The following is a 25720-nucleotide window of genomic DNA, read 5'->3' on the forward strand; positions in this document are numbered from 1 at the left end:
GCACGCCGATCATTCCCGCCCTGACTACTTCCCGTAGACCCCGCCCCACACCCCTCGACAACCGGCAGGCAAGGTGACGACGCTGCTTGCAGTGCAGCCCACGCGGCCGGATCGCATCAATGGTTGCCCGTTCTCCAGCCGGGGGTTCTTCCAGACCCTCCGGCGCACGGACGTAGACGAAATCCCGACCCTCGCCGGCCGGCTGTACTCAATTGACCTCGTCCCCGCCCACTGGCACGAAGGCCCTTATGACTCTTCCTGATTATCACCGATGCTCCGCAATCTGGAACGGGCCGTCTCGTAACCACCGTCATCGCGAGGCGCGAAGCCTTTGGCCGCGAGCGCAGCATGGCGGGACGTGGCAATCCATACGGAGTTCGTCCTCCCGGCTACCTGATCATCAGGGAAGCTCCGCAAATTGGAACGGGCCGTCATCGAAACCACCGTCATCGCGAGGCGCGAAGCAACGTGGCAATCCATACGGAGTTCGTCCTCCCGGCTACCTGATTATCAGGGAAGCTCCGCAAATTGGAACGGGCCGTCATCGAAACCACCGTCATCGCGAGGCGCGAAGCAACGTGGCGATCCAAACGGCGTTAGTCCTCCCCGCGCCGCCTGGATTATTCGCTGCGCTCACCCTGCGGGCCAGCCCGCGGCTGTTCAATGCGCTACGGGCAGGAGTGACAAGCGACGCTCGCAATGACCACCGAGACGGAACGTCTGTCGTGCTCGCTGCGGAGGTTCCGTGATAATCAGGTGACTCTTTGTGATTAGTTCGTTCTTGCTATCGTCACTACTGATAAGGTCAGTCAAACTATACTGTTCTTCTCCTTATGCAAGCTCTTCTCTACACGGAAAAAAACCTTCGTTTCTCAGCCCGTCCTGGTGTTGACAACACGACCCCGCTGGAAGATCCTTTCTGCGCAAACTTTCGTACGACACACGCTTGGGGTCCCCCGAAATGCGGGGCGCTCGTTGAGAGTTCCCACGAATGTCGATCATCGGAATCTGAAGGGGGGAGTTGTGGGGCCATCACTAAAAGAACACCGGATTGTTTCGCTGGCCTTGGTCGGATTGATCGCATTCGCCGTCATTCCCGACAGGGTCGCCAGTGCGTTTCCCGATCTTGAAGTTCCCGTTTCGCGGCTGGGCGAAGGATTCCTGCGAATCGGCGAGGACATCGAGAAAACAACGCTTCTTGAACTGGTCCCGGGAACACCGCAGGCAAGGGTCCTGGATCGGTTGGGTATGCCCGAAAGCCAGGCGTCGCGCAGGGCAGGCGTCGACTGGTTCTACAACATCAATCTCCCCATCGCGGACGGGACCGATGTCCTGGTCTGCCAGTTCCGGGTGCGTTTCGACCGGAATCGCAACGTTGCCGAAACCTCCTGGAGGCGCTTTGCCTGTGAGCGCATATTCGATGAGCTGGGGGTTCCGCCCCGCATCCCGGAGTTCGAGGTTCTCACGCTGGGCGCGGACGTCCTGTTCGAGTTCGACAGCGACCATATCACCCCGGACGGGCGCCGCGAGCTCGATCGCGTTGCCGAGCACTTGAGGAACGAATACACGGATCCCATGATCACGCTCGTCGGACACACCGACCGGATCGGCGACCCCGCGTACAACCAGGGGCTTTCCGAACGCCGTGCCAATGCCGTGCGTACCTACCTTGCTACCCGCGGCCTGCCCCGTAGGTCCATGGTGGCCGAAGGGCGCGGCCATCGAGAACCTCTGGTGTTCTGCGAGGGATTCCAGGTGACCCAGCAACTGAAGAACTGCCTGCAACCCAATCGCCGCGTCGAGGTGCAGGTCGTCGAACGCGCAGCGCCGCGCGAGGTGCCCGAGTGATCTCCGCCGGCGTCCGGCCGCGCGCCGGCGCCCTACAAGGTGCCGTGACAGAGATCGGAGTCTCGGAGTTTCATCCCACGCATGACACGCGGACCTTCGCACCGATGGGTTGGGTATCCTCCAAGACGTCGAACCGAACCTACATCAGCCGGCCTGCGAACGAACGGCATCACCCGCCTGCGGCAGGAAACGGTTTCCAGAAGAAATCGGGTAGCCGTGCACATGCTGCTGACGGCTGTCAGTCGCATTGCCTACCCAACGACCATAACGAGAGGTGAGTGAATGCGGCCTTCTACTGAAGTAATCGTTGTCGACAAGGCGACCGGCGCATCCTCGGAAGTCGCAATCGATGCGCTCGCACTAACGCAGGCACCGGCGAGTATTGTCCAGCTCCCGGTAGGGCCCGAGGAGGTGGCTTCGTTCCGCCAGATCGGCGACGATCTGGTCATCCTGCTTAAGTCGGGACGCGAGATCACGGTAGACGGGTTCTTCGCGCCGGCCGAAGGGCGCCACGAACTGATCCTCCGAGGACAGCAACGGGGTTCTCTGGTGGGGCCAGTACGAAGAACCCTGGGCCGAGTTCTCGTTCACCGAGATCAACGAATTGACCGGGCTTCTGGTAGCAGAGGACGAAGGTGGCGCCGGAGCCGCAGCCCTACTGGCGCTCGGTGCATTGGCAGCGGCGGCCGCAGCGGGCTCGAGCAGCTCGGACGGTCCCCGCAACCCCCGGTTCGAGAGCGCTTCGATCGCAGACTCCGGACGGGAAGCGATGGGTCAGTTGGTTGACTGGGAGGGACATCCCGATCTGACGGTGGTGATTCGGTCACCCGACGGCACACCCCTCGCCGAAGGCGACGTCGACGACCAGGGGCAGTTCCATCTGGAGTGGGACGAAGCGTTCACCGGGGGGGAAACCCTGATGCTCGCGCTGCATGACGCGGACGGCGCAGTACTCGACCAGCTCGAAATACAGGCACCCGATATCGACCCCGCGGAACGACCGAACCCACCCGAGAACGTCGAGGTCAGTGACGACGGCACCGTGGTGACGGGCGAAGGCGAAGCCGGCCTGGTGGCGGTGGTGCGCAACCCCGATGGCCAGATTGTCGGCGAGGCGCAGGTTCGCGGCGACGGGACCTTCCGGGTGCTGCTGGACCAGGCGTTCACCGACGGTGAACAGCTCGAGGTCCGCCTGAGGGACGACGACACCGGGCTCGAATCGGACGCCGTATTCGTCGACGCGCCAACCGACGTCGACCCGCCCGATGACCGGCCTGCCCCGCCCGAGGATCTCGCGATCAACGACGAGGGCACGATGGTCACCGGCAAGGGGACCCCGGGCCTGACGGCGGTCGTGCGCGATCCGCAGGGCAACATTGTCGGTAACGCCCTCGTCAACCCGGATGGCACCTTCGAAGTTCACCTTGCGCAGCCGTTCGTCGAAGGCGAGCGGCTCGAAGTTCGGATCGTCAACGACGCCGGCGTCGAATCGCTGCCCGGCATCGTGTTCGCCCCCGATCTGACGGACGAGGGTCCGGATGCACCGATCATCACCCAGGCGGACTTCGAGGGCGTCGGCGGTACCGCCGAAGTCGGTACGACCGTGCATCTGAACGATGCCGACGGCCACCCCCTGCTCGATGACCAGGGTGCCCCAATCGTCGCTTCGGTGGATGCGTCCGGCAATTGGTTCGTGCCGGCGTCGGATTTCCCCGGCGGCAGCAGCGTCGGCGTCGAGGGCCAGGCCACCGCGCGCGATGCCCAGGGCCGCGAATCCGACCCCGCCGACTTCGCCGTCCCGTCGTTGTTCGCGTTCGACAATTCGGCGTCCGCTGGAATCCAGATCCAGCCCGCGTTCGAGACCCAGGAGCTCGACGACCTCGAGGTTTCGAACGTGTTGTTTCTCTTGGGCACCGACAGCGATGAGCTCGAGTTTACGGTGCCGGAAGGCAGCGTCGGCGCTCTGTCCTTCGGCGCACAAAGCGCCTCTCTGTTGCAAGTCCTGGGCAACGACCTGCATGTCGAACTCCAGCGCAAGGACGAGTTCGGGAACTTCGTCAAGGTCGGCGAATGGGACGGCGACCCGTTTCTGCTGGGCCTCGACCTGCTCGGGCTGTTCGGAACCAGCGGTTCCGTTGCCGAGAGCGGCCTGCCGCCCGGCGAATACAAGCTGGTACTCTCGCAGTCGTCGGTGCTGAGCCTGCTGAGCAGTGCATCGCTGACCGACGTCCAGCTGTTCCTCGTGAATCCCGATGAGTTCGACGTGGTCGGCGTTTCTCCGATCACCGGCAACGTGATCACCGATCCCGGCGACCAGGGCCGCCCCGACATTCCGGGCCACGCCGACACCAGCATCAGCATCCTGACCGAGAGCGGGATCTTCGTCGTCGTCGGCCCGGAAGGCCGGACGGTGCAGGGGGAATACGGTTCCCTGTTCATCGATGCGAGCGGCAACTACCGCTACGAGCCAAACCCGGATGCCCAGGGCATCGGCCAGACGGATACCTTTACCTACAAGCTGACGCACCCCAACGGCGATACCGCGGAGGCCACCCTGACGATCACCATCGAGGCAGAGGAAGTGCCGATCCAGCCGATGGACACGCAGGCCGACGGTGACGCGGTCGTGCTCGCAGCGATGGAGGATTCTTCCGTCGACGAAGCCAGTGAAGGCGGCTCCGAAGCGGATGAGGAATCGCTCCCCGAGATGCAGGCGCTGATGGACGAGGATCCGGGCCCCGATACGACTCCGATGGGAGATGAAGCCAGCGGATCCGCCGCAGGTGAACCCGCACCGTCCGGGGCCGAGTCCGACCCGATGACGGTCGAGTACCATGACGAAGGCCCACCTCCCGGCACCGCGGACGACATGGACCAAAACCACCTATCGATGGTATAAGCTCGGCACTGGACGTCCACCCTGCGCGGGCCACAGCCGGAAATCTCCTTGCGGCTGGCCCGCCGCATTCTGGGCCAATCTTGTTCCCGGCGGCGGACCGGCGGCCGGTCGCGCCGCCGGGGGCTGCCCGGCCGCCCATCGCGAGACCCTCATGGTGCTGACAATGCGTGTTCCCCGCATCTTACCCGCGGCCGGCGCTAGCATGCTGCTGATCGCCGCGCCGCTCATGGCGCAGAACCAGGCTCCGCCACTCGGAATGACCGCGGCGGTCACCCAGGCGGTCGAAACCGACCCTTCGGTCACCGAGGCGCTTGCCCAATTGCTGGAACAGGGCGAGGCGGTCGCGGTCGCGCGCTCCGCCTATTTCCCCCAGGTCACCGTCGGCACCCGCTCGGAGTTCAACAGCTCGCTCAACCGCAACGTGAACGTCGCCAGCGTCACCGCGTCCCAACTCTTGTACGATTTCAACAAGACCGGCAGCGCGGTGGATCAGGCAAGCGCCGGCAAGCAGCGCCGGCACGCCGAACTGCTGGAAGCGGTGGACCGGGTGGCTGAGGATACCGGCAACGCCGTGATCGAAGTGCAGCGCAATCATGCGCTGCTGGCAGTCGCCGAAGACCAGGTCCAGGGGGTTTCCTCGCTGGTGGAGCTGACCCGGCGCCGTGCCCGCGATGGCGCCGCGGCACGGTCCGACGTGCGCCAGGCGGCCGCCCGCCAGGACGCGGCGGCGGTGGTTCGTTCCGAGATCGCGTCGGCCCTCGCCGACGCGATGTCCCGGCTGCGCGTGTACGTCCCGCTAGACTCTCCCGAAGTACTCGACCCGGATCTGCCGGCGCCGGTCGCCCGTGCCTGTGCCACCGTCGGCGACGAAATCGATGACCTTCCCCGCATGCAAGCAGCCCGGGCCGTCCGCGAGGAGGCCAAGGCGCAACGGGATGCGGCCCGCGCCGCCGGCCTGCCCACGGTTTCGCTCGATCTTCGCGTCGACCGCTTCTTCGACAGCGCCCTTGACGACCAGACCGCGTCCAGCGTCTTGCTCAACGTGCGCAGTGACCTGTTTCGCGGAGGCGCGAACCGCGCCCACCAGGCCGCGGCGCGATACCGGCAACAGGCGGCCGATGCGGCCGGCGAATCCGTGCATATCCGCGCCAGGCAGGTTCTCGACGACGCCCGGCGCACGGCCGCGGACCTACAGGACCGGATCGCGACCCTCGAGCGCCGAATCGAGCATCTGGCCGAAACCCGCGATCTGTATCGCACCCAGCATTTGTCCCTCGGTACGCGTTCGCTGCTCGACCTTCTGAACGTCGAACAGGAGTATCACCAGGCGCGTTTCGACGCGCTGAACGCCGTCTACGACCTGCGCCGCATCCAGGTCGATTGCCTGGCCAGCGGCGGCGAACTGCGCCAGGCGTTCGCCCTCGACACCACCCGGGTCCAGGGGGTCGAAGTCCTGCCGTGAGTACCGGCGACGTCAACCGCGCTGCCGACGAGGCGGAGACTCTGGCAGCGGAAGCCCCATCGGGCATCGAAACCTTCCAGCCCTGGCTCGATGCCTTTCTCCAGGTCGCGCGCCACTATCGCTGCGACTTCTCCGAGGAGAACGTGCGGGTGGCCACGGCCTGGGAACACGGGGCCAACGACCCGGACCGGGTGCTGCAGTCGATCGCCCGGCAACTCGGTCTGTCCCTCAGGATCGAGCATCCGCCCCTGAACGCGCCGACACCATGGCGGCTTCCCCTGGTGGTGGAACTTTCGGACAGGCAGGTGGCCGTGCTCGAGTCAATCGACGGCGACGCCTACTATCTTGCATTTCCTCAGGATCAGGGGCTATCGAAACCCCTGCCCCGCGACCGCATCGAAGACTCGATCGTCCGCATCCTGACCCTCAGGCCCGCCCGGACCGGTGCCGATCCGCGCGTGGACGAGTACGTCGCACCCTACCGCGAGCACTGGTTCCGCGAGATCGTACTGCGCGACCTGCGCCCCTACGGGCATGTGATGGTCGCCTCGTTGCTCGCGAACACGCTGTCGCTCGCCGGCCTGTTGTTCGCGATGCAGGTCTACGACCGGGTCATTCCCGCCGAGTCCTTCCCGACCTTGTATGTGCTGTTCAGCGGGGTCGTGCTGGCTCTGACATTCGAGCTGACGATGCGGGTAGCGCGGGTCCGGCTGATCGACGTGCTGGGCAAACGCGCCGACCTGCGGCTCTCCGACCGGATTTTCGGACACTCGTTGCGGTTGAAGAACACGGTACGCCCACGATCGACCGGCACCTTCATCAACCAGATCCGCGAGATCGAGCGGGTCCGCGAGATGATGACCTCGACGACCGTGTCGGTGCTGGCGGACATGCCTTTCTTCGTTCTATTCCTGTTCGTGTTCTGGTATCTCGCAGGGCCGCTCGCGCTGATCCCGCTGCTCGGTCTCCTGGTACTGGTGACCCCGGGCCTGCTGTCCCAGAGGCGTTTGAACCAGCTCGCGCACGCATCGATGCGGGAATCGTCGCTGCGCAATGCGCTGCTGGTCGAATCCGTGCAGGGCGTCGACGACATCAAGTCCCTGCAAGCCGAACCGCGCTTTCAGAACCAGTGGAACCACTACAACACGCTGACCACCGACACCAACCTGCAGCTGCGCTTCTTGACCAACTCGCTCACGGCCTGGAGCCAGACGGTGCAGACCGGCGTGTTCGCGGTCGTGATCCTGTTCGGCGCGCCGATGGCCATGACTGGAGATCTCACGACCGGGGCACTGGTCGCCGCGTCGATCCTGGCATCGCGGATGCTGGTACCGATGGCCCAGCTGAACCAGTTGCTGAGCCGCTGGCAGCATGCCCGGATCGCCCTCTCGGGCCTGGACCAGATCATGGCTCGGCCAGTCGACCATCCAGAAGGCGACAAACGCGTACACCGGCCTGCACTCAACGGGCACTATCGGTTCCGGGACGCAGCCTTCCGCTACTCGGCCGAGGAACCCGGGACAGCGCTGCAGGTACAGGAGCTGACCGTTCGCCCGGGCGAGCGCATCGCCGTGCTGGGCCGCAACGGCGCCGGCAAATCGACGCTGCTGCAGGCGCTGTCCGGGCTGCTGGAACCCTCTGAGGGTCAGGTGCTGTTGGACGGTGTACGGCTCGCCCATCTGGACCCTGCGGACGTGCGCCGCGACGTCGGACTGCTTACGCAGAATGCTCGTTTGTTCCACGGCACCGTGCGCGAGAACCTGACGCTCGGGATCCCCGGCGCTCGCGACGAGGCGCTGCTCGAGACCTTGACCCTGGTGGGCGCACGCGAGATGCTGAACAGCCTCTCCAGCGGCCTGGACCACGTCGTCCAGGAAGGCGGACAAGGTCTCTCGGGCGGGCAGCGCCAGGCGCTTCTGCTCGCACGGCTCATGTTGCGCGAGCCACGCATCGCGCTGCTCGACGAACCCACGACGGCGCTGGACGAGGCTTCGGAGCGGCAGGTGATCACCAGCCTGGGTGCCTGGTCGCAAGGCCGGACGCTCGTGGTCGCGACCCATCGGCGCAGCGTGCTGGAACTCGTCGACCGGATCATCGTCGTCGACCGGGGCCGCATCGTACTCGACGACAGCAAGAAGCAGGCTCTCGCACGTCTGGCATCGGGAACGCCCGCACGTCCGAACCCTGGAACACGACGCGGTGGCTAGCATGGTACTCCGGACCGGCATCAAGGCGGCCCATCAGCATGCTGTCGCCTGGGGCCAGCGGCTGCGTGCTTTCTGGGGGCGTATCCCGGCCAGATCCCTTGCCAACCGCCTACTCCGCGGCAACGTCCTCGGCGACCACCGACACAGCGACCGCGACGAGATCGACGATTCGGCGATGACTGGCGCCACCCGGATCATCTGGCTGGCAGCAGGATTCATCACGGTGTTCCTGATCTGGTCGTACTTTGCGACGGTCGACGAGGTCTCCAGCGGGCAGGGAACGGTCATCCCGCATACCCGCTCCCAGGTGATCCAGTCGCTGGAGGGCGGGATCCTGCAGGCACTGTACGTGTTCGAAGGAGACACCGTGTCACCCGGACAGCCGTTGGCACGGCTCGACCCGACCCGTTCCGAATCCGATCTCGAGGAGACCGAGGCCCGCTATCGCGGGGCGCTTGCCCGCGCGAGCCGTCTGGAAGCGGAGGTGAACCGAGAGCCACTGACGTTCCCGGATGAACTCCTGGATCACCCTGCCCTGATCGCCTCGGAGTCTGCGTTGTATGAATCGCGCCAGCAGGGCCTTGAGCAATCGCGGCAGGGACTCGCGGAATCGCTCGACATGGTACAGCAGGAACGGCGCATCACCGAACGGCTCGTCTCAGGGGGTGCCGCAAGCCAGGTGGAGCTGCTACAGCTGCGTCGCCAGGAGGCCGACCTCACGCGTCAGCTGCACGAACTGGAATCGGAGTTCCTCGTGCGCGCCCGCGAGGAGATGGCACGAGCCAGCACCGAGGTCGAGGCGCTTGCGTCCGTGCTGCGCGGCCTGCGCGACGCGGTCCAACGCCAGACCCTGCGCTCGCCCGTGCGTGGCGTGGTCAAGAGCATCCACGTCACGACCCTCGGCGGTGTACTGCCGGCCAACGGCCAATTGATGGAGATCGTCCCCATTGAGGACCAGCTGCGGATCGAGGCTCGGATTTCCCCGCGCGATATCGCGTTCATCCGGCCGGGCCAGGATGCCAAGGTCAAGGTCACCGCGTACGACTACGCGACCTATGGCGCACTCGACGGTCAGGTGGTCAGTATCTCGCCGGATACGATCCGCGACGAGGTCAACCCCGAGGTGTTCTATTACCGCGTGTTCATCGAGACCGAGTCGGATGCCCTGATCAACCGAGCAGGGCGGCGGTTCCCGATCGAACCGGGCATGATTGCGCAGGTCGATATCCGGAGCGGCCGCAAAACCGTTTGGCAGTACCTCACCAAGCCGCTGAACCGCGCGGGGGAGGCTCTGCGCGAGCGCTGACCGAAAATCCTCCCGTCGCGCGGTCCGGACAAACCCACCCCATCACCGCTGGCGGCCGTCGCGCACAGGTGGATCCCGCTTCCCATCCGATCCTGCCACTCGTGCGAGTGGCGCCCGGGTTCCGGCTGGATCGAGGATCTGCCGGCCCCGTGCATCCCCTCCCAAACCGATTCCGCGCCAGCGGGATGTGCGCGTCGGCCGGGGACCGCGGTCATCCGCCTGCGTCTGCCCGTGTGACGCGGAGCACGCGTCCGTCTGGCTTGTCGGTCAGCAGGTACAGCGCGCCGTCCGGGCCCTCACGCACGTCGCGCAGGCGCTCGCCGACTTCCACGAACAGCACCTCCTCGCCGATCACCCGCGTACCGTCGAGCGACAGCCGGCGCACTTGGCGCTGCACCAGCGAACTGATCAGCAGGCTCCCCCGCCACTCGGGAAACTGATCGCCGCGGTACAGCGTCATTCCCGACGGCGCGATGGCCGGTGTCCAGTGACGCACCGGGTCACGCATGCCCGGCAACGAGGTATAGGGCGTGATCCGGGCCCCCGAGTAATCGATGCCATGACTCGCCACCGGCCATCCGTAGTTCACACCGGGCTCGATCAGGTTGAGTTCGTCGCCGCCACGCGGCCCGTGCTCGTGCGCCCAGAGCACCCCATTCTCCGCATCAAAGACGATCCCCTGCACGTTTCGGTGCCCGTAGCTGTAGATTTCGGGAAGTGCGTTGGCCCTGCCGACGAACGGGTTGTCTGCCGGCACCCGCCCGTCGCGATGCACGCGGACAATGCTGCCAGTGTGGCTGTCCAGGCGCTGCGCGTCCTCGCGATCGTCGAAGGCATCGCCCAGACCCAGCACGAGCGTGCCGTCCGGAAGCAGCGCCAGGCGTCCGCCGAAATGCACGGGGGTCGCACGCATCGGGCGTGCCTCGAACAGAACCTCGACATCCGCCAGCCGCTCGCCGTCGAGCCGTGCGCGCAACAGGCGCGTCGTGTTCGCGGCGCCCGTTCCGTGCGCCTGGGTCAGGTAGATCAGGCCGTTGTCGTCGAAACCGGGATCGGGCAGCACCTCCAACAGGCCGCCCTGGCTGCGAACGAAGGACTCGGGCACTCCGGCCACCGGCGCGTCCAGCAAGCGCCCCTCGTCGATGATGCGCAGCCGGCCCGCGCGCTCGGTCACCAGCATCCGGTCGTCCGGGAGGAAAGCGATGGCCCAGGGATGTTCGAGCCCGGACGCGACGGTCTCGATCCGGTATTCGACCGCCTGGACGCCCCCGGAAACGACGAACAGCACGAGCAGCAGTCCACGGCACAGGCAAACGAGGGAATCGTTCTTGACAAACGAACTGCCAGAACAACATGAAATCAGTGGGTTACCAGAGTGTCGATGGTGCCCCACTGCAGTCCCCGTTTCTCCACGAACGCCTGCCCCGGTATGGACCGGGGATGGGATGCTGATTAAACCGTCGTCACGAGGAGCGGAGCGACGTGGCGATCCATAAAGCATTGATTCAATCCGCGCCGTTTGGATTATTCGCTGCGTTCACCCTGCGGGTCAGCCTTCGGCTGTTCAATGCGCTACGCGCATTCGTGCCGCGTTTCGCTCGCAATCACAGGATGGATTCCTCTGCGCTTCCCGAGGGACATCACGGGATGATTTTGCGGGTTGTGGCTGCAAGAATAGCAGATGCATCGGGCCGGGCGGCGGCGGTTCCGTAACACAACTGGGGAGTTCCAATCGGATGCAAAGGCTCAGAGCGGCGTTGGCGTGGTTCGGAGCGGTCGTCGTGACCGCGGCGGCCGGCAGCGTGATCCAGACCCAGTTCAATCTGGCGATGATCCAGCGCCTGGGCGCCCCGATTCCCTGGCCGGTGCGGCTCGAAACCACGCTGCACGACCTGGCGGGCTTCGCTCCGACCTACGCGCTGCTGGTCGCTGCGGGATTTCTGGTCGCGCTTCCGGTCAGCGGCCTGCTCGCCCGCCGGTGGCCCCGCGCGCGCATCGCACTGCATGCGCTGGCCGGGTTTGCCGCGATCGCCGGGGCGCTGCTGGTAATGAACGCGCTGCTCCCGGCGACGATGATCGGCGCCGCGCGCTTTGCCTCGGGCATCGGCGCGCTCGCGGCGGCGGGCGCGCTCGGTGGGTGGCTGTTCGCGCTCTGGATCCGGCCGCATGGCCCGCGCTGATCGCCAGCGCGCGCTGCCACACCCGCATTGTCCCGCAGCGACACTTCGCGGAGCACCACTTCGCGGAGCGCAGCAACCCGTTGATCACGCGCCGCGCTGCGTACGCATCAGCTCCGGGTGCCGGGCCTTTCCCGCCCGGACCGTCGCCAACGCGCTCAGGCAATGACCGTCCCGGTATCCTTCTCGATGTCGAACTGCAGTACCGCGAGCGCCTCGTCGTATTTGTCCAGCAGTTCCGACTGATCGCGCCCGCCGATGAACACGTTGGCGATCTCGTAGCTGTACATGTCCTGGCCCTGAAGATCCCTCAGGTGCTGCCCGGGCCTGACCGGGATCTTCACCTCGGTGCCCGGTTGGCGGCTCTTCAGGCGCTCGATCGCGCCGGGACTCGGGACACGCACTACACGCCCGCTTTCCACGGTGCGGAACATGAAGTGCGCCGCGACGTTGAACGGACCCTGGCGTTCCATCGGCTTCGGCTTGCGCCCCAGCGCCAGGTCCACCATCACCGAGTGGTGGGAGACGCCGTGCACCTTCTCGAAGATATCGGTGTGCGCCTGCGAGATGCGCGGGTTGATCTCGAGCAGCCAGACGTGATCGGCGTTCGGGTCGTAGAAGAACTCGACGTTGAACGGCGAGTGATCGAGCCCGATGCCCCGTACTGCCGAGCGCGCGACATCGATCATGCGGTGCTGGATTTCCAGCGGCAAGCAGGATGGGTATTCGTAGCGCGCGAACGAGGAACTGTCCGGGGCGCGTACCGAATCCACCACGCCGTAGACGTTCACCTCGCCCTCGCAGCTGTAGCCCTCGAGCGTGCACTGGCGCCCGCCGATCTGTGATTCGGCGACGAAGCTCTCGGGCATCTCGGCGATCTCCGGCGGTGCACCGAACTGGCGCATCAGGTAGCGGAACGGCTCGTTCATGAAACCGCCGCGCTCGCGGCAGACCGGCATCGCCGCGCGAAACTGGCGCTCGTCGTTGATCTGGAACGCGAGGAACGAGCGGAACGACTTGATCGGCTTGATCCAGAATGGCGGCAGCAGGTTGATGTGGCTCCAGGCGTCGTCGTCGAACGGATCGAACGGCCAGAACTGCGGAATATGCTCGGGAATCGCCTTGCGCTGTTCCAGCCGGCTCCAGTACTTGTTCTCGCACTTGAGCACGGACTCCAGCGTCGGCCCGGGCACGCCGAAGCGCTCGGCCAGGACCGGCACCAGCACGGTGCCAGGAAAGTCGTAATAGCTGGCGATCGCATCGACCGAGCCGCCAGCCGACTCGATATTGCGCACGGCCTTGTCGATCAGTGCGGCCATGTCGAACTGCTCGACATTCCGGATGTCGGCAATGTCCAGCGCCGCGTGGAAATCGCATTCGGCGGCCTGCGGCAGGCGCTCCAGCTTGGCGCGGTTGAAGGGATCGAGCCCGATGATGAAGACGTTTTTCCTGCTCACCTGAACTCCTCCCGGCAAGGGTTGCTCATGGGTGGCCGCACGCGGCGGCCGGCATCACAGGCAGTCGCGAGGGACGGTCTCGTCCCAGCTCTTGGCGAACACTCGCACGTCGCCGTCATACGCATCGAGCGTCGCGCGGATCAGGAATGCATCGCGGGTCGACGTCAGCACAGTGCGCGTGACCGTGCGTGCCGACCAATCGCCACGGCGGAAATGGCGGGTGTGCACCACCTCGCCGCGCACGGTGTCGTAGACGTCGCTGCGGTAGCTGTAACGCTCCCGCACATCGCGGCCGAACACCAGGTCGTTGTCGTGCAGGTGCAGCACCGGGTCGTTGTTGGTCACATCGAGCGCGACTTCGTTGGTCGCGAGGTTGTGTTCCACCTTCCACTCGCGGTGCGCCGGTGCCAGCAGGGTATGTGCGGGGGTCGGCGCCTGGCGCGGTTCACCGAGGTCGCGCGGCACTGGGGTGTCCGCGGGCGCGCGGCGCTCGGGCAGGTGCAGGCGGCAGCCGTCTAGATGCAGCGTCAGGCGCGCGGGCTCGGGCGCCGGCCACGCCAGCGGCCAGTAGGAGCTCGAGATCGCCAGGCGAATGCGGTGGCCGCGGCGGAAACGCTGGGCGACCTCGTTCAGGCGCATGCGGGTGCGGTAGCGACGCCCGGGCTCCAGCGGCTGGGGATCGTCGTGGCCGTCGCGGTGGGCCAGGTTGCGGATGCCGAAGGTGACGCGCGTCGCACGGTCGTCGGGGTCGACGTCGGACAGGCGCGCCGCGACCTGGGCCACCGGCCGGTCGGCCGAGATCTCCAGTTCCAGCACGCTGTCCCCGAGCAGGTCGAGATCGGTCTCCAGCGGATCGGTATCGAAGACCAGCGCGCCGCCGTCCTCCAGCCGCTGGTCGGAGGGCAGGTCGGTGATCTCGGCATAGGAACACCACTTGCCGGCGAACAGGCCGACGCTCAGCGGGCTGCGGATGGTCAGATCCTCGGCGCCGTCGGTGCGTTCAGCGCCGGCAACCAGACGTCCCTTGGCCAGTTCGAACTCGCGGTAATGGATATTGGGGCTGGGCCAGTGCTCCTCGGCGATCCACTCGCCGGTGATCTCCGGCACCAATGGGCTGCGGGCGTCGTGCAGCCACAGCCGCGCCATCGGATCGGAGTCCACGCCGCGGTCGATGCCCTTGAGCCAGTGATCCCACCAGCGCACGCACTCGCCGAGGAAATCGATCGTCGGCCCGGGACCGCCCATGTGCGGGTACTTGTGCCCCCAGGGCCCGACCAGCCCGGCGCGCGGAACTTGCAGATGCTCGAGCAGGCGGAATACGGTGTTCGAGTAGCCGTCGGCCCAACCGCTGACCGCCATCACCGGCACCTCGATCGCGCTGTAGTCCTCGCAGACCGAGGCGTGCTTCCAGTAGTCGTCGCGGCGCTGGTGTTCCAGCCACTGGCGCAGCCACAGGCCGCTGTCCTCCAGCCGCTCCAGCCACATCTCGCGCCAGCGGTCGCCGACCACGCGCGGGTCCGGCGGGCAGGAGTTGAAGCCGAACATGGTCGAGGCCCAGGAGAGATTGTCGGTCAGCAGGCAGCCGCCCATGTAATGCACATCGTCGGCGTAGCGGTCGTCGGACGAGCACACCGAGATCACCGCGCCGAGCTCGGGCGGCTGCAGCGCCGCCAGCTGCAGGCCGTTGAAGCCACCCCAGGACAACCCGAACAGGCCGACCTTGCCCGAGCACCAGGGCTGGTCCGCGATCCAGCGCAGGATCTCGAGGCCGTCGTCGAGTTCCTGTTGCAGGTATTCGTCGCGCAGCACCCCGTCCGAGTCGCCGGAGCCGCGCAAGTCCACGCGCACCCCGGCATAGCCGTGGGCGGCGAAGAAGCCGTGGATCTCGGCGTCGCGCAACGCCTTGTGGTCGTTCTTGCGGTAGGGGATGTACTCGAGGATCGCCGGCACCGGGTTCTGTTCGGCGTCCTCGGGCAGCCAGATGCGGGCCGAGAGGCTGCAACCGTCGGACATCGTGATCCAGGTATGCTCGATCACGCGCACGCGGGTTTCCCGATCCATGTCGCCACCTCCGCCGATGGTGCATCACGCCCGTTGTACATCACGCCCGCCAGCCCCGACGTCTTTACGGGTGCTCGGGCCGCGCACCGGTACCGGCGATTGTATACCCTGCGTACGGTGATCGTGGCCCATGCCTCGGCCAGAAAATCCCTGGTGGTTGGAGCACGTAAGTCGTTGCAAAGCTGCCACCGGGTTAGCCGACCGATCCTGCCTCTACGGAGGCCATTGCCCGAATGTCACAGCGTCCACGCACACCAAAGAACCCCGGGCACGGCAGTCAGGCCGTGCCCAGCCGGGTCACCGGGAATGAACAAACGGGAAAATGTCCGTAACCCCGAGCGCATCGGTGATCACGAACACCAGGAACAAGAACACCAACACGCCGAGGGCGCCAGCGCCCGCGGGCATCTCGTCCAGGCGCTCGTTGAGCATGCGCACCTCCGCATCGGTCATGCGCGTAATGCGCGCCGCCGCATCGGCCTCGGTCACACCCATCGCCTGTAACTGCTGCTGAACGTCCTTGCGCTCGAGCATGGCCACCAGACGTTCACGTTCGGCCTGTGCGTGCTCCAGTTCGATCATGCTGCCGGTGCCGATCATCGACGCCTGCAGGGGCGCCGCGACGGTCGCAGCGGCGAGCAGCACCGCACACAACAGCCCCAGCACCTGCTTCAAGGTCATTTTGTCGTTCATGAATCACCTCGTCTGGCGATGGCTTCGGGGGCAACGGATCACATCATCACCTGTCCGGAATTCACCAGCCCGAGCACACCGATCACGATCAGGTAAATCGCCACGATGTAGTTCAGCAACCGGGGAACCAGCAGGATCAGAATACCCGCCACCAGGGAAACGATGGGTGTCAGGCCAAGCGTCAGGTTCATCTCAAGACCTCCGTATGGACAATGGCTCCACGTGGCAGCGGGCGGCTGCAGCGCATGTGCATACTCGCAGTTTAAGCGATCCCCGCAGCCCGTTCCGAGGCACCGATCACATCGGCTCCTACCGTTCCCGCAGGGGCCGGAGTATCTATCCGTCCGGACGGGCGTTGCCGCTGCGCTTGCGCAGCGCATACCGGCTGACCGCCCGCACCACTTCCCCGTACGGAATCTCCGCCAGCGATCCGTACTGCCGGATCGCGGCCTGCAACACAGCATCGATGTCGTCGGGATGCCCATGACCGGAAAGCACAGACAGCGCCTGCAGCCCGCCACACTCGACCTTCATCTCCTTGCCATGCGGCAGCCGCTGGCCCACCTGTGTGATGCCGAGCGCAAATGCGGCCTTCTCGCGCAACAGGCCCAGCAACTCGCCACATCGTGCGTGGCCCGCCCGCGACAGACAGCTGAGTGCTTCGCGCTCGGCAATCAGCACGCGCTGCGAACGGCTGCAGCCGGCACAGCCGAGCAGGATCGCCTTGTTGAAATGGCAGCGCTGCGGGTCATATCCGCTGAAGATGGTCTTGAACTCGTTCTCTTCCATGGCCGGGTCACACGCTCGGTTCCGGATCGGGCAAAGGCGTCGCCATTCTGGCACAAACCAGGCGCTCTTCTGGCGCAAAGGCCATGTGATTTCCCCGGAGATTTCGCGGAAGCGACTATACGGGAAAGGAGGGAAAGACGGACAGAACCCTGGCTGTTGAATGCCGGCCATCCGGCGCACCCGGCGCGTCGGTCTGCAGACCCAGGCTGAACACCTCGCGGGGCCGAGCTGTCTGTCGGCGAACGCGCCGACCGCGTGCTGCCGTTCCTGCCGCTGTCACACACGCTGGGCGCACGGTCGGCTACTACGCGGCGGTCTCGCCCGGAATCGTGATCGCCTACGCTCGATCGACCAGCCGGTTGGGCGAGGGTCCGGTACAGGTTCGGCCCACGAACCTGATCGCGGTGCCCCGGGTCTTCGAACGCATGCACGCGCGGATCCAAACGAATCGGGGGCGGCCACGACCGTGCTGCTGTCGCGCCGCCCCCGCCTCTCCGTCCCGCCGGCCGTGAAACGGCCGGCCCGGTTACTCTTCTTCCTGCAGTTCCTCGTGCCAGCCCCGGTCGAGACCGAACTCGAAGCTGTGCACCCGCAGGCCTTCCGGGAAAGCCTCCTTCATACGGCGTTCGAATTCCGTGTACACCTCTGCCTTGTGCTGCTGCACGTCCCAGTCGCGGCTGTCGATGTCGACGCCCTCGACGTCGAGGTCCATCTTCAGTTCCATCTCCGGCGCCATCTGCAATCGAATCTTGGGCATGGTCTTGGTTTCTCCTTGTCGGATGCGGAAGCGGGCCCGGGCCTCGCTCAAAGGACCGGCACGATCAATAGTGCCATGATATTGATCACCTTGATCAGCGGGTTGATCGCCGGGCCCGAGGTATCCTTGTAGGGGTCACCCACGGTGTCGCCTGTCACCGCGGCCTTGTGTGCCTCGGAGCCCTTGCCACCATGGTTGTCGTCCTCGATGTGCTTCTTGGCGTTGTCCCAGGCACCGCCGCCGGTGGTCATCGAGATCGCGACGAACAGGCCGGTGACGATGGTGCCGATCAGCAGGCCGCCGAGCGCCTCCTTGCCCAGGAACACGCCGACCAGTACCGGCACCAGCACCGGCAGCAGCGACGGTATGATCATCTCCCGAATCGCGGCACTGGTGAGCATGTCCACCGCCCTGGTGTAGTCCGGCTTCGCGCTGCGATCCATGATCCCGGGGATCTCGCGGAACTGCCTGCGCACCTCGTTGACGATGCCCGAGGCGGCGCGCCCTACCGATTCCATTGTCATCGCCGCGAACAGGTAGGGCACCAGGCCGCCGATGAACAGGCCGACGATCACCTTCGGATTGCTCAGCTCGAACACGTAGCTCAGACCCGTGTGGTCGGCCAGGCCGTGAGTGTAGTCGGCGAACAGCACCAGCGCGGCCAGGCCGGCGGAACCGATCGCGTAGCCCTTGGTGACCGCCTTGGTGGTGTTGCCCACCGCGTCCAGCGCATCGGTGACCTCGCGCACATCCGGGGGCAGATCTCCCATCTCGGCGATGCCGCCGGCGTTGTCGGTGACCGGTCCGTAGGAGTCCATCGCGACGATGATCCCGGTCATCGACAGCATCGCGGTCGCGGCAACCGCGATTCCGTACAGGCCGCCGAGTGCATAGGACGCCAGGATCGCGGCGCAGACGGCGAGCACCGGGGCCGCTGTGGCCTTCATCGAGATCGCAAGACCGGCGATGATGTTGGTCGCGTGCCCCGTGGTCGAGGCGGCAGCCAGGTGCCGTACAGGGCGGTACGAGGTCGAGGTGTAATAGTCGGTCACGATCATGATGACGACGGTCAGCGCGAGGCCGACGAGTGCCGCCCCGTACAGGCGCATCACCGCCCCGCTCTCGACACCGATGCTGCCGGCGAGCGCGTTGTCCGGGATCATCAGCATCGTGATCGGCAGGAACGCGATCGCGGCCAGGCCGCCGGAGACTGCGAGCCCCTTGTACAGGGCCTTCATGATCTCGCCGCTATGGCGTGCCCGAACGAACAATGTGCCGACGATCGACGCGAGGATCGCAGCACCGCCGAGCACCAGCGGGTATACCGCCGCCATCACACCCAGGTCGCGCACCAGCAGCGTGCCCAGCATCATGGTCGCGATGATCGTGACCGCGTAGGTCTCGAACAGGTCGGCGGCCATCCCGGCGCAGTCACCGACGTTGTCGCCCACGTTGTCGGCGATCACCGCCGGGTTGCGCGGATCGTCCTCGGGGATCCCGGCCTCGACCTTGCCGACGAGATCGGCGCCCACATCCGCACCCTTGGTGAAGATGCCGCCGCCGACACGCGCGAAGATCGAGATCAGCGAACCGCCCAGCGCCAGACCGACCAGCGGGGACAGCCCCACGCTCTCGCCACTCGGCGTGATCACCCACAGGATCGCGAAATAGCCGGCGACCCCTAGCAGGCCGAGCCCGACCACCAGCAGACCGGTGACCGCGCCGCTGCGGAACGCGACATTCATCGCGGGTTCCAGCCCGTTCATCGCGGCAGCCGCAGTGCGCACGTTCGCGCGCACCGCCACATGCATGCCGATGAAGCCCGCGGCGCCGGACAGCACGGCGCCGATCACGAACCCGATCGCCGAGGCGGCACTGATCACCAGCCAGAGCAGCACGAAGATCACCACGCCCACCATCGCAATCGTGGTGTACTGGCGCTTCATGTACGCCGATGCGCCCTCCTGGATCGCCCGGGCAATCCGGCGCATTTCGTCGTTGCCCTCGGACATCCCGAGTACCCAGCGTATCGACCACACGCCGTAGACCAATGCTACCGCGCCGCATAGCAACGCGAACACGAGTCCCATCACTGACATCGTCATCACTGCCTCCCCTTGAGACATTTTGGTGGTGGTATCGGGAAGCGCGGCACGAGCAACGGCAGGCCCGGGGGATCACCGGCACGGCCGGCCATCACTGTCCCGGGGGACACCCCCTCGATCTCCTTCAGCGCTCCCCTGTTCTTCTTTTATTTGCGCCGCGCACACGAGCATGCGGCAGCCCACGCCGATGGCCGCAGCCATGCGGTTGCTTGTCAGGGTGAGTCCGGCGCGGCATTGCCCCAACGCCGCGCCTGGCCACGGGATACGGCTTCGACACCGCACGCACCGCAACCTGATTTCAGGAAGGCTTGCGGCCCGTCGCGAACGTCCGCGTCGGGATCGCCCGGGCAAGCGCCCCTGCCTTTCGCTGGGCGCCGAACCTACTCCCCGCTTCGCGGCGAGTCAAGGCCGAACTGGCAGGACCGGGTTGGCATGCGCTGTGTACTCGGCGGGTACCCGGCAGCCGACCACGCTGGCGGCGCGGCAACATGCCGCGCCGCTACGGCGGGTCGGCTAGACTTCGGGGGGAACCGTCAAGCCAGGACACGCGATCCGGAGCCCACCGTCCTGAAGCCGCGCCTTCATCAGCAGCGGGACCGTCAGAGCCGGGAGCCTGAACCTGTGTCCGGGAAGCGGACCACGAACGCGCCCGCGCGGAATTCGGCACTGCGAGTGGCTGGACCCCACAGGCCGTATCATCCGGCCGGGCGGCCTGGTCCCGCTGGTTGCACAGGAGCGGCTGGGCTACGGCGGCAAAACGGAGGCGCTGGCCTGAGCGCAGATACGCCGATCCCGGATCCTGAACCCGTGGCCGGCGATGGACTCAACAACGAACGGGAGGATGCATTGGCGAACTGGTTACGGGTGCCGCTGGCGCTGAAATACTTCCTTGCGATCACGCTGGTGCAGGCGGTCACGGTGCTACTGGTGCTGGCGTGGTGGCACACCGGGTCCACCGACATCGCGTTGACCTTTGCCGCCCTCGGCCTGGTCAGTGGCCTTTTTGCCGCGCTGTGGCTGGCCTCCATGGCTCGTGGCGCCCACCGCGAGGCGCTGATCCGGGCCCAGGCCCACCTGGCCCGAGAGCGCGAGCGCCACCGGCGCCTGACCGAGCAGGAGCGTGCAAAAGCCGCCGAGGACGCGCGCCGGCAGGTACAGCGGGAAACTCAGCGCGTGAAGACCCGGTCGAGCCTGCGCATGGCCGGCGCAGTCGCAGGGATGGCGGGTCTGGGTACGCTGCTCCTGCTGACGCAGTTCCTGTCGCTGGGCGTGCTGCTGATCAGTTCCTCGGGCGGTGCGGTGGCCGGCTATCTGTTCCGGATCCGCCAGGAGATGCGGCGCCGCGATCCGAGCGGGAACGGTGGCAACGGCGGGAACGGTGGCAACAGCCTGCCCCGGATGGTCCCGGGGACACGCCTGCTGAATGGCAATGCCCGGCGGGCCGACACCCCGCTGACGGAATCGGCCGACCAGGAAACCCGATCCTGAAACCCCTCGGGTGCAGGCGCATGGCGGTAAAACCGACGCCGCCGGCGGGGCATGTGTCCTGGGGCCGCACGCCGGGTACCCAGGAGCCAGCGGGGCGGGGGTTTACATCGCAAAGTCGATGCGGTCAGCCAGCGCGTCAAGTGCGGCCTGAGCACATTGCTCGTCCAGGTGACCACCGGGGGCACCGGAAACGCCGACCGCTCCGACCATGCTGCCGGCGACTTCCACCGGCAGACCTCCGTCGAGCACCAGAATCCCGTCCACGTGATTCATTTCCATGCGAATGTCGTTCCGGTTGGTCCGGAACGCGGACGACGCGACGTTGGACAGAATGACCGCCCGCGCCTTGTCGTGCGCGATCTGGATCGTGAACGGCGCGGCGAGCGAGTCGCGCAGGATCGCCTGCGGATGCCCACCCCGGTCGACCACCACGGCGCTGGTCTGGTATCCCATCTCGCGGCAGGCGTCGACCGTCGCCTGGGCGATATCCCGCGCCATTTCCATGCTCATCACGCGTTGCGTCAGGAAGTCGCTGGCCAGCAGGGCCGGTGTCACGACCAACAGGGCCAGTGCGGGCAAACCTCGGGTCAATGCTTTCGAAGCGAGTCTGAACATGGGTGCATCCTCCAGGATCACGAGCATCGAAACAGGGACGGCCCTGCCGCGGCCGTCCCCTGGAGGACGTAATCCGTCCCGCCTGGATTCCAGCGCACCCGCCGCAGGCCAGCCTGAACACCGCAAGAGCCACGGCCCCGGGGCGCGGGTCGCCACGCGCGTTCGCCAGTGACCCGCGGCTCAAACCCGCCCGGGGCAGAGACGATCCGGCCGGTCCCGACCGGGAGGATGTGCTGGATCTATATCGATGGATATACCGAGCGCGCAGCCCGGGAAAGGCCATTGCGCATCAGCATCTCCGACGACGACCGCAGATCGCGCTGGAAACGGACCCAGATCCCGTCCGGCCAGCGCCCGGCCACCACACCGAACACATGCTGGCCGCCATCATCGGAACCGAACTCCGGAAAGATGATTTCGACGGCATCGTCGTCGATCGGTCCGGTATATTCGATGAATGCGCCACTGTTGCACAGTTTGCGCGTTTGCACCTTCACCGGCAGACCATCACCCGTATCGAGCCAGACATCGGTACGCACCCAGATGCATTCGTCATCGTGGTGATCCATTGCTGCTTACCTCCAAGCGCCATCGTCGAGAATTCGGGAATTGCACGCTCTGACTGGCGCGCTTGCCCGAACCTTGGTCTTAGAACATAGACGAATCTATATGACATGGGTAAGCCTGCCGACCACCTAGGTATTACTACGCCCCGATGGGGAAGGCCAGGCTGCGAGCCAGCCCGGCAGGTCCTCGGCTGGCAGCGGGGCACTGGCGAAAAACCCCTGGTAGGCATCGCACTCCAGCATTTTCAGAATCTCCAGTTGCCGAACATTCTCCACCCCCTCGGCCAATACCTCTAGCGAGAGGTTGTGCCCCATTGCGACCACCGTCGACGCGATCTCGCGCGCGCTGTGATCGGTTTCGATATCGCGGACAAAGCTTTGGTCGATCTTCAACCTGTCGATCGGAAACTCGCGCAGATACGCCAGCGACGAGTAACCGATCCCGAAATCGTCGATCACGAGCCTTACGCCGAGATCCTTCAGACTGCGCAGCATCGCCGGAGCCGAGTCGCCCTGCCGCATCAGCAGGGACTCGGTAATCTCCAGTTCCAGGAACTCCGGAGGCAGGCCGCTGAGTTCCAGTGCCTCCGATACCCGCGCCGTCACGTCCTGCAGCAGAAACTGCTGGCTCGAGAAATTGACCGCTACCTGCGGCAGGGCGAGCCCTCGATGCCGCCAGACCTGGAGCTGGCGACATGCCTCCTTCAGCACCCAGAGGCCCAGCGGGGCGATCAGGCCCGATTCCTCGGCCACCGGAATGAACTCGTCGGGACCGACCAGCCCCTTCTCCTTGTCGTTCCAGCGCACCAGTGCCTCGACCCCGATCGTCCGCCCATCGGCGACCGAGACCTGGGGCTGGAAATACAGCACGAATTCCCGATGCTCGATCGCCCTGCGCAGCCGGGTCTCCATCGCCAGCCGGCGGCCCGCTGCGCGGGTCAGCTCCTCGGTATAGAAATGGAAGGTGTTTCGGCCCAGTTCCTTCGCCCGATACATCGCCGAGTCGGCGTTGCGGACGAGCTCGCTGCTGCTCGCGCCGTCATCGGGAAACAGGCTGATGCCGATGCTGGCACCGATGAACACTTCGTGGCCGCTGGGCAGCGTGAAGGGTGCCTGCAGCAGCGCCAGCACGTCCCGCGCCACGCGGGCCGCCTCGTCCGCCCGATCCATGTGCTCGAGCAGGAGCATGAACTCGTCGCCACCGGCGCGCCCGAGGGTATCCTCCCGGCGGAGCCGGGGGTGCAGCCGGTCCGGCACCTGGCGCAGCAGTTCATCGCCGACCGGATGCCCGAGACCATCGTTGATGGCCTTGAACCGGTCGAGGTCGATATAGAGCAGTGCCACCCGGTGCCCGCGCCGCTGCGCGCGCTCGAGCGCCTTCGCGAGCCGGGATTCGAGCAACACGCGGTTGGGCAGCCCGGTCAGCGCGTCGTGGTGGGCCAGAAACTCGAGCCGTTCCTGGCTTTCCTTGATCCCCGAGATATCGGTGAACACGCCGACGTAATGGGTGACGTTCCCGGCGTCGTCGCGCACGCTGTCGATCGTCAGCCACTCGGCGTAGGTTTCCCCGTTCTTGCGCCGGTCCCGGATCTCGCCCTGCCAGTGACCCAACTCGCGCAACTGTTCCCAGAGCTTGCGATAAAATGCCGAGTCGTGGTGACCACTCGCCAGCACACTGGGGTTGCGCCCGCGCACCTCGTCCTCGGTATAGCCGGTAATCTCGGTGAAGGCGCGGTTCACCGACAGGATGCGCACATCGGCATCGGTCACCACCACACCGTCCCGGGTATGCTCGAAGACCATTGCAGCGCGGCGCAACGCCTCCTCGATTTTTCTGCGGTCCGTAATATCCTGGAAGGCTCCCTGCACCCGGACGATCGTGCCCTCCGGGTTATGCACGGGCTGCCCGATCGCACGCACCCAGCGCCGCTTTCCCGATGCGGTGATGATTTGCATCTCCTCGTCGTAAGGAATGCCGTCGCGCGCCGCCCTGGTGAACACCTCGCGGATCCGCTCGCGCCATTCCGGGGCGTAGAACGCGATACCTTCATCCACGCGAATCGAGGTTCCAGGCGGCATTTCGTGAATGCGGCAGACCTCGTCCGACCACCACGCGCGCTCGTCCTCCAGATCGACCTCCCAGCCTCCGATACGGGCCAGGTTCGCGGCCATCTGCACCAGGCTTTCGCTGGCGCGCAACCGCTGCTCGGTCCCCCTGCGCTCGGCGATCTCAGCCCGCAGCGCCCCGCGATCGGACTCGGCGGCCTTCCAGCGGACCTGCGCGACATGGGCGCGGTTCAGCGCAACGGCGAGCACGAACGCCAGCAACGCCCCCAAGAGCAGCAGCGCATGAACACTCCACCCTTGCGGGGCTGCTGCGCCACCGCCGATGTCAAAGGATGCTTGCCATGCCAGCACGAGGATCGTGAACACGCCCAACCCCGCAGGCACCGGCAGCCAGCCCAGCAGTGGCACATCGCGGCGGGAACCCTCGTACCAGGCCGTCAACAGCAGCGCTGTTCCGATCACCACCAGCGCCGCCGCGGTCTGCACAGCCATACGCGTCAGCGCCCCCCAGCCATAGACCGACTCCAACCTCATCGCGTCACCCGCGAGCGCCACCAGCCCCAGTCCGAACACGATCACACCCGCTGAACCGAGTATGGACAGCAGCACACGGCCACGACCCAGGAGCGCCGGCAGCGCCAACGCCAGCCCCGTCAGCATCAGCCCCAGCGCCGTGTTCGGTGCCATGCGCCCCGGATGCGAGGTGGCGGGCATCGAGGGAGCCCCGACGATGCGCTGATCGATTCCGATGTCGACCGAGAACAGGTACTGCGACAGGGTCAGGGCCCCGAGAGCGAGGACTGCCACACCCGCCACCGCGGCGCCCCTGGCGACGCCGACGAGCAGCAACATTAGGCCACCGCCGACCAGGAACAGCGCCAGCGCCGTATTGTAGTGAACGGGAACCAGGTCCGCCTGCCACGGCAACAGCCCGGGGTATCCGGCGTGCCACGCCAGCATCACCGCAAGACCGAACAATGCGACGACCGCTCCGGCAGCCATCGCCGCTGCCGCACTCGGCGCGATCGCTCCACCCGCCGAACCGGTCACGGTTCTCTTGAACCAAGCTTCCCTGGCCATCGGCACACCCCACCCGGAAGGCGCGAACGGCGGTCTTCATTCCGCCAAAGCCCGTCCACGAGTCGTTCGCGCGCGACGGGAGACTTCCCACTGCAGGCGGCTCTTGGCGCGCCCTGAAACACGACGACCCGCCAGCTCATTGC

Annotated in this window: 19 protein-coding genes; 8 read left to right on the forward strand and 11 right to left on the reverse strand. The window is 66.1% G+C overall.

Going from position 1 to position 25720, the window contains the following annotated elements; translation table 11 throughout:
- The first annotated feature begins 1248 nt into the window (after positions 1-1248).
- The 6 genes from TVNIR_RS09370 to TVNIR_RS09395 all read left to right on the forward strand — a co-directional run bounded on the left by TVNIR_RS09370 (position 1249) and on the right by TVNIR_RS09395 (position 9722).
- The gene (locus tag TVNIR_RS09370) at positions 1249-1848 is read left to right on the forward strand and encodes an OmpA family protein (protein ID WP_157092246.1); all 600 of its coding nucleotides are present in this window, start codon (positions 1249-1251) and stop codon (positions 1846-1848) included.
- Positions 1849-2130: 282 nt separating this feature from the next.
- The gene (locus TVNIR_RS21265) at positions 2131-2634 is read left to right on the forward strand and encodes a BapA prefix-like domain-containing protein (protein ID WP_157092247.1); all 504 of its coding nucleotides are present in this window, start codon (positions 2131-2133) and stop codon (positions 2632-2634) included.
- Positions 2618-4747, forward strand: a complete 2130-nt coding sequence (locus TVNIR_RS09380; RefSeq protein ID WP_043739566.1) for an Ig-like domain-containing protein — start codon at positions 2618-2620, stop codon at positions 4745-4747. The genes TVNIR_RS21265 and TVNIR_RS09380 overlap by 17 nt, the downstream gene beginning before the upstream one ends.
- Before the next feature lie 202 nt (positions 4748-4949).
- A complete protein-coding gene (locus TVNIR_RS09385) occupies positions 4950-6209 on the forward strand; it encodes a TolC family protein (protein WP_015258780.1) in 1260 nt (419 codons plus the stop codon).
- Positions 6206-8416 carry a type I secretion system permease/ATPase gene (locus TVNIR_RS09390; protein WP_015258781.1) on the forward strand — a complete coding sequence of 737 codons (2211 nt, stop codon included), beginning with the start codon at positions 6206-6208 and terminating at the stop codon, positions 8414-8416. Before TVNIR_RS09385 ends, TVNIR_RS09390 begins: the two co-directional genes overlap by 4 nt.
- A 1-nt stretch (position 8417) precedes the next feature.
- Positions 8418-9722 (forward strand): HlyD family type I secretion periplasmic adaptor subunit, encoded by a 1305-nt coding sequence (locus TVNIR_RS09395; RefSeq protein ID WP_015258782.1) that lies wholly within the window; start codon positions 8418-8420, stop codon positions 9720-9722.
- 211 nt (positions 9723-9933) lie between these two features.
- On the opposite strand, the gene TVNIR_RS09400 is transcribed toward TVNIR_RS09395, so the two are convergent.
- Positions 9934-11010: a PQQ-dependent sugar dehydrogenase gene (locus TVNIR_RS09400; protein ID WP_237251619.1), complete on the reverse strand. Its 1077-nt coding sequence runs from the start codon at positions 11008-11010 to the stop codon at positions 9934-9936.
- Positions 11011-11458: 448 nt separating this feature from the next.
- On the opposite strand from TVNIR_RS09400, the gene TVNIR_RS09405 reads away from it, so the two are divergent.
- Positions 11459-11902 carry a hypothetical protein gene (locus tag TVNIR_RS09405; protein ID WP_043739567.1) on the forward strand — a complete coding sequence of 148 codons (444 nt, stop codon included), beginning with the start codon at positions 11459-11461 and terminating at the stop codon, positions 11900-11902.
- Positions 11903-12057: 155 nt separating this feature from the next.
- On the opposite strand, the gene TVNIR_RS09410 is transcribed toward TVNIR_RS09405, so the two are convergent.
- The 7 genes from TVNIR_RS09410 to TVNIR_RS09435 form a co-directional block, all read right to left on the reverse strand.
- Complete coding sequence (locus TVNIR_RS09410) at positions 12058-13356, reverse strand: ATP-grasp domain-containing protein (protein ID WP_015258785.1); 1299 nt, start codon at positions 13354-13356, stop codon at positions 12058-12060.
- Positions 13357-13410: 54 nt separating this feature from the next.
- Positions 13411-15417, reverse strand: a complete 2007-nt coding sequence (locus tag TVNIR_RS09415) for a CocE/NonD family hydrolase (protein ID WP_015258786.1) — start codon at positions 15415-15417, stop codon at positions 13411-13413.
- 297 nt (positions 15418-15714) lie between these two features.
- On the reverse strand, positions 15715-16110 hold the full coding sequence (locus tag TVNIR_RS09420; protein WP_043739568.1) for a DUF6627 family protein: 396 nt from the start codon (positions 16108-16110) through the stop codon (positions 15715-15717).
- 38 nt (positions 16111-16148) lie between these two features.
- Positions 16149-16301: a DUF3096 domain-containing protein gene (locus TVNIR_RS19030; protein WP_015258788.1), complete on the reverse strand. Its 153-nt coding sequence runs from the start codon at positions 16299-16301 to the stop codon at positions 16149-16151.
- 145 nt (positions 16302-16446) lie between these two features.
- The gene (locus tag TVNIR_RS09425) at positions 16447-16899 is read right to left on the reverse strand and encodes a hypothetical protein (RefSeq protein WP_015258789.1); all 453 of its coding nucleotides are present in this window, start codon (positions 16897-16899) and stop codon (positions 16447-16449) included.
- A 526-nt stretch (positions 16900-17425) separates the two neighbouring features.
- On the reverse strand, positions 17426-17635 hold the full coding sequence (locus TVNIR_RS09430) for a hypothetical protein (RefSeq protein ID WP_211263192.1): 210 nt from the start codon (positions 17633-17635) through the stop codon (positions 17426-17428).
- Between the two features lie 68 nt (positions 17636-17703).
- Positions 17704-19761, reverse strand: a complete 2058-nt coding sequence (locus TVNIR_RS09435; protein ID WP_015258791.1) for a sodium-translocating pyrophosphatase — start codon at positions 19759-19761, stop codon at positions 17704-17706.
- Between the two features lie 846 nt (positions 19762-20607).
- Between TVNIR_RS09435 and TVNIR_RS09440 the strand changes: the two genes are divergently transcribed.
- A complete protein-coding gene (locus TVNIR_RS09440; RefSeq protein ID WP_157092248.1) occupies positions 20608-21249 on the forward strand; it encodes a hypothetical protein in 642 nt (213 codons plus the stop codon).
- A 102-nt stretch (positions 21250-21351) separates the two neighbouring features.
- Here the strand turns inward: TVNIR_RS09440 and TVNIR_RS09445 are convergent, their stop codons facing one another.
- The 3 genes from TVNIR_RS09445 to TVNIR_RS09455 all read right to left on the reverse strand — a co-directional run bounded on the left by TVNIR_RS09445 (position 21352) and on the right by TVNIR_RS09455 (position 25577).
- Complete coding sequence (locus TVNIR_RS09445; RefSeq protein ID WP_015258793.1) at positions 21352-21864, reverse strand: GlcG/HbpS family heme-binding protein; 513 nt, start codon at positions 21862-21864, stop codon at positions 21352-21354.
- Between the two features lie 239 nt (positions 21865-22103).
- Positions 22104-22433: a hypothetical protein gene (locus tag TVNIR_RS09450; RefSeq protein ID WP_015258794.1), complete on the reverse strand. Its 330-nt coding sequence runs from the start codon at positions 22431-22433 to the stop codon at positions 22104-22106.
- Positions 22434-22559: 126 nt separating this feature from the next.
- Entirely contained in the window at positions 22560-25577 is a 3018-nt protein-coding gene (locus TVNIR_RS09455; RefSeq protein WP_015258795.1) for a putative bifunctional diguanylate cyclase/phosphodiesterase, read from the reverse strand.
- Positions 25578-25720 lie beyond the last annotated feature (143 nt).

The organism is Thioalkalivibrio nitratireducens DSM 14787 (assembly GCF_000321415.2).
GTDB lineage: Bacteria > Pseudomonadota > Gammaproteobacteria > Ectothiorhodospirales > Ectothiorhodospiraceae > Thioalkalivibrio > Thioalkalivibrio nitratireducens.

Bases quoted from the DNA above. Each gene is read 5' to 3' on its own strand.
- TVNIR_RS09370 (WP_157092246.1), top strand. From the start codon at position 1,249: ATGCCCGAAAGCCAGGCGTCGCGCAGGGCAGGCGTCGACTGGTTCTAC.
- TVNIR_RS21265 (WP_157092247.1), top strand. From the start codon at position 2,131: ATGCGGCCTTCTACTGAAGTAATCGTTGTCGACAAGGCGACCGGCGCA.
- TVNIR_RS09380 (WP_043739566.1), top strand. From the start codon at position 2,618: ATGGGTCAGTTGGTTGACTGGGAGGGACATCCCGATCTGACGGTGGTG.
- TVNIR_RS09385 (WP_015258780.1), top strand. From the start codon at position 4,950: ATGCTGCTGATCGCCGCGCCGCTCATGGCGCAGAACCAGGCTCCGCCA.
- TVNIR_RS09395 (WP_015258782.1), top strand. From the start codon at position 8,418: ATGGTACTCCGGACCGGCATCAAGGCGGCCCATCAGCATGCTGTCGCC.
- TVNIR_RS09405 (WP_043739567.1), top strand. From the start codon at position 11,459: ATGCAAAGGCTCAGAGCGGCGTTGGCGTGGTTCGGAGCGGTCGTCGTG.
- TVNIR_RS09415 (WP_015258786.1), bottom strand. From the start codon at position 15,417: ATGGATCGGGAAACCCGCGTGCGCGTGATCGAGCATACCTGGATCACG.
- TVNIR_RS09420 (WP_043739568.1), bottom strand. From the start codon at position 16,110: ATGAACGACAAAATGACCTTGAAGCAGGTGCTGGGGCTGTTGTGTGCG.
- TVNIR_RS19030 (WP_015258788.1), bottom strand. From the start codon at position 16,301: ATGAACCTGACGCTTGGCCTGACACCCATCGTTTCCCTGGTGGCGGGT.
- TVNIR_RS09425 (WP_015258789.1), bottom strand. From the start codon at position 16,899: ATGGAAGAGAACGAGTTCAAGACCATCTTCAGCGGATATGACCCGCAG.
- TVNIR_RS09430 (WP_211263192.1), bottom strand. From the start codon at position 17,635: ATGGCGCCGGAGATGGAACTGAAGATGGACCTCGACGTCGAGGGCGTC.
- TVNIR_RS09435 (WP_015258791.1), bottom strand. From the start codon at position 19,761: ATGACGATGTCAGTGATGGGACTCGTGTTCGCGTTGCTATGCGGCGCG.
- TVNIR_RS09445 (WP_015258793.1), bottom strand. From the start codon at position 21,864: ATGTTCAGACTCGCTTCGAAAGCATTGACCCGAGGTTTGCCCGCACTG.
- TVNIR_RS09450 (WP_015258794.1), bottom strand. From the start codon at position 22,433: ATGGATCACCACGATGACGAATGCATCTGGGTGCGTACCGATGTCTGG.
- TVNIR_RS09455 (WP_015258795.1), bottom strand. From the start codon at position 25,577: ATGGCCAGGGAAGCTTGGTTCAAGAGAACCGTGACCGGTTCGGCGGGT.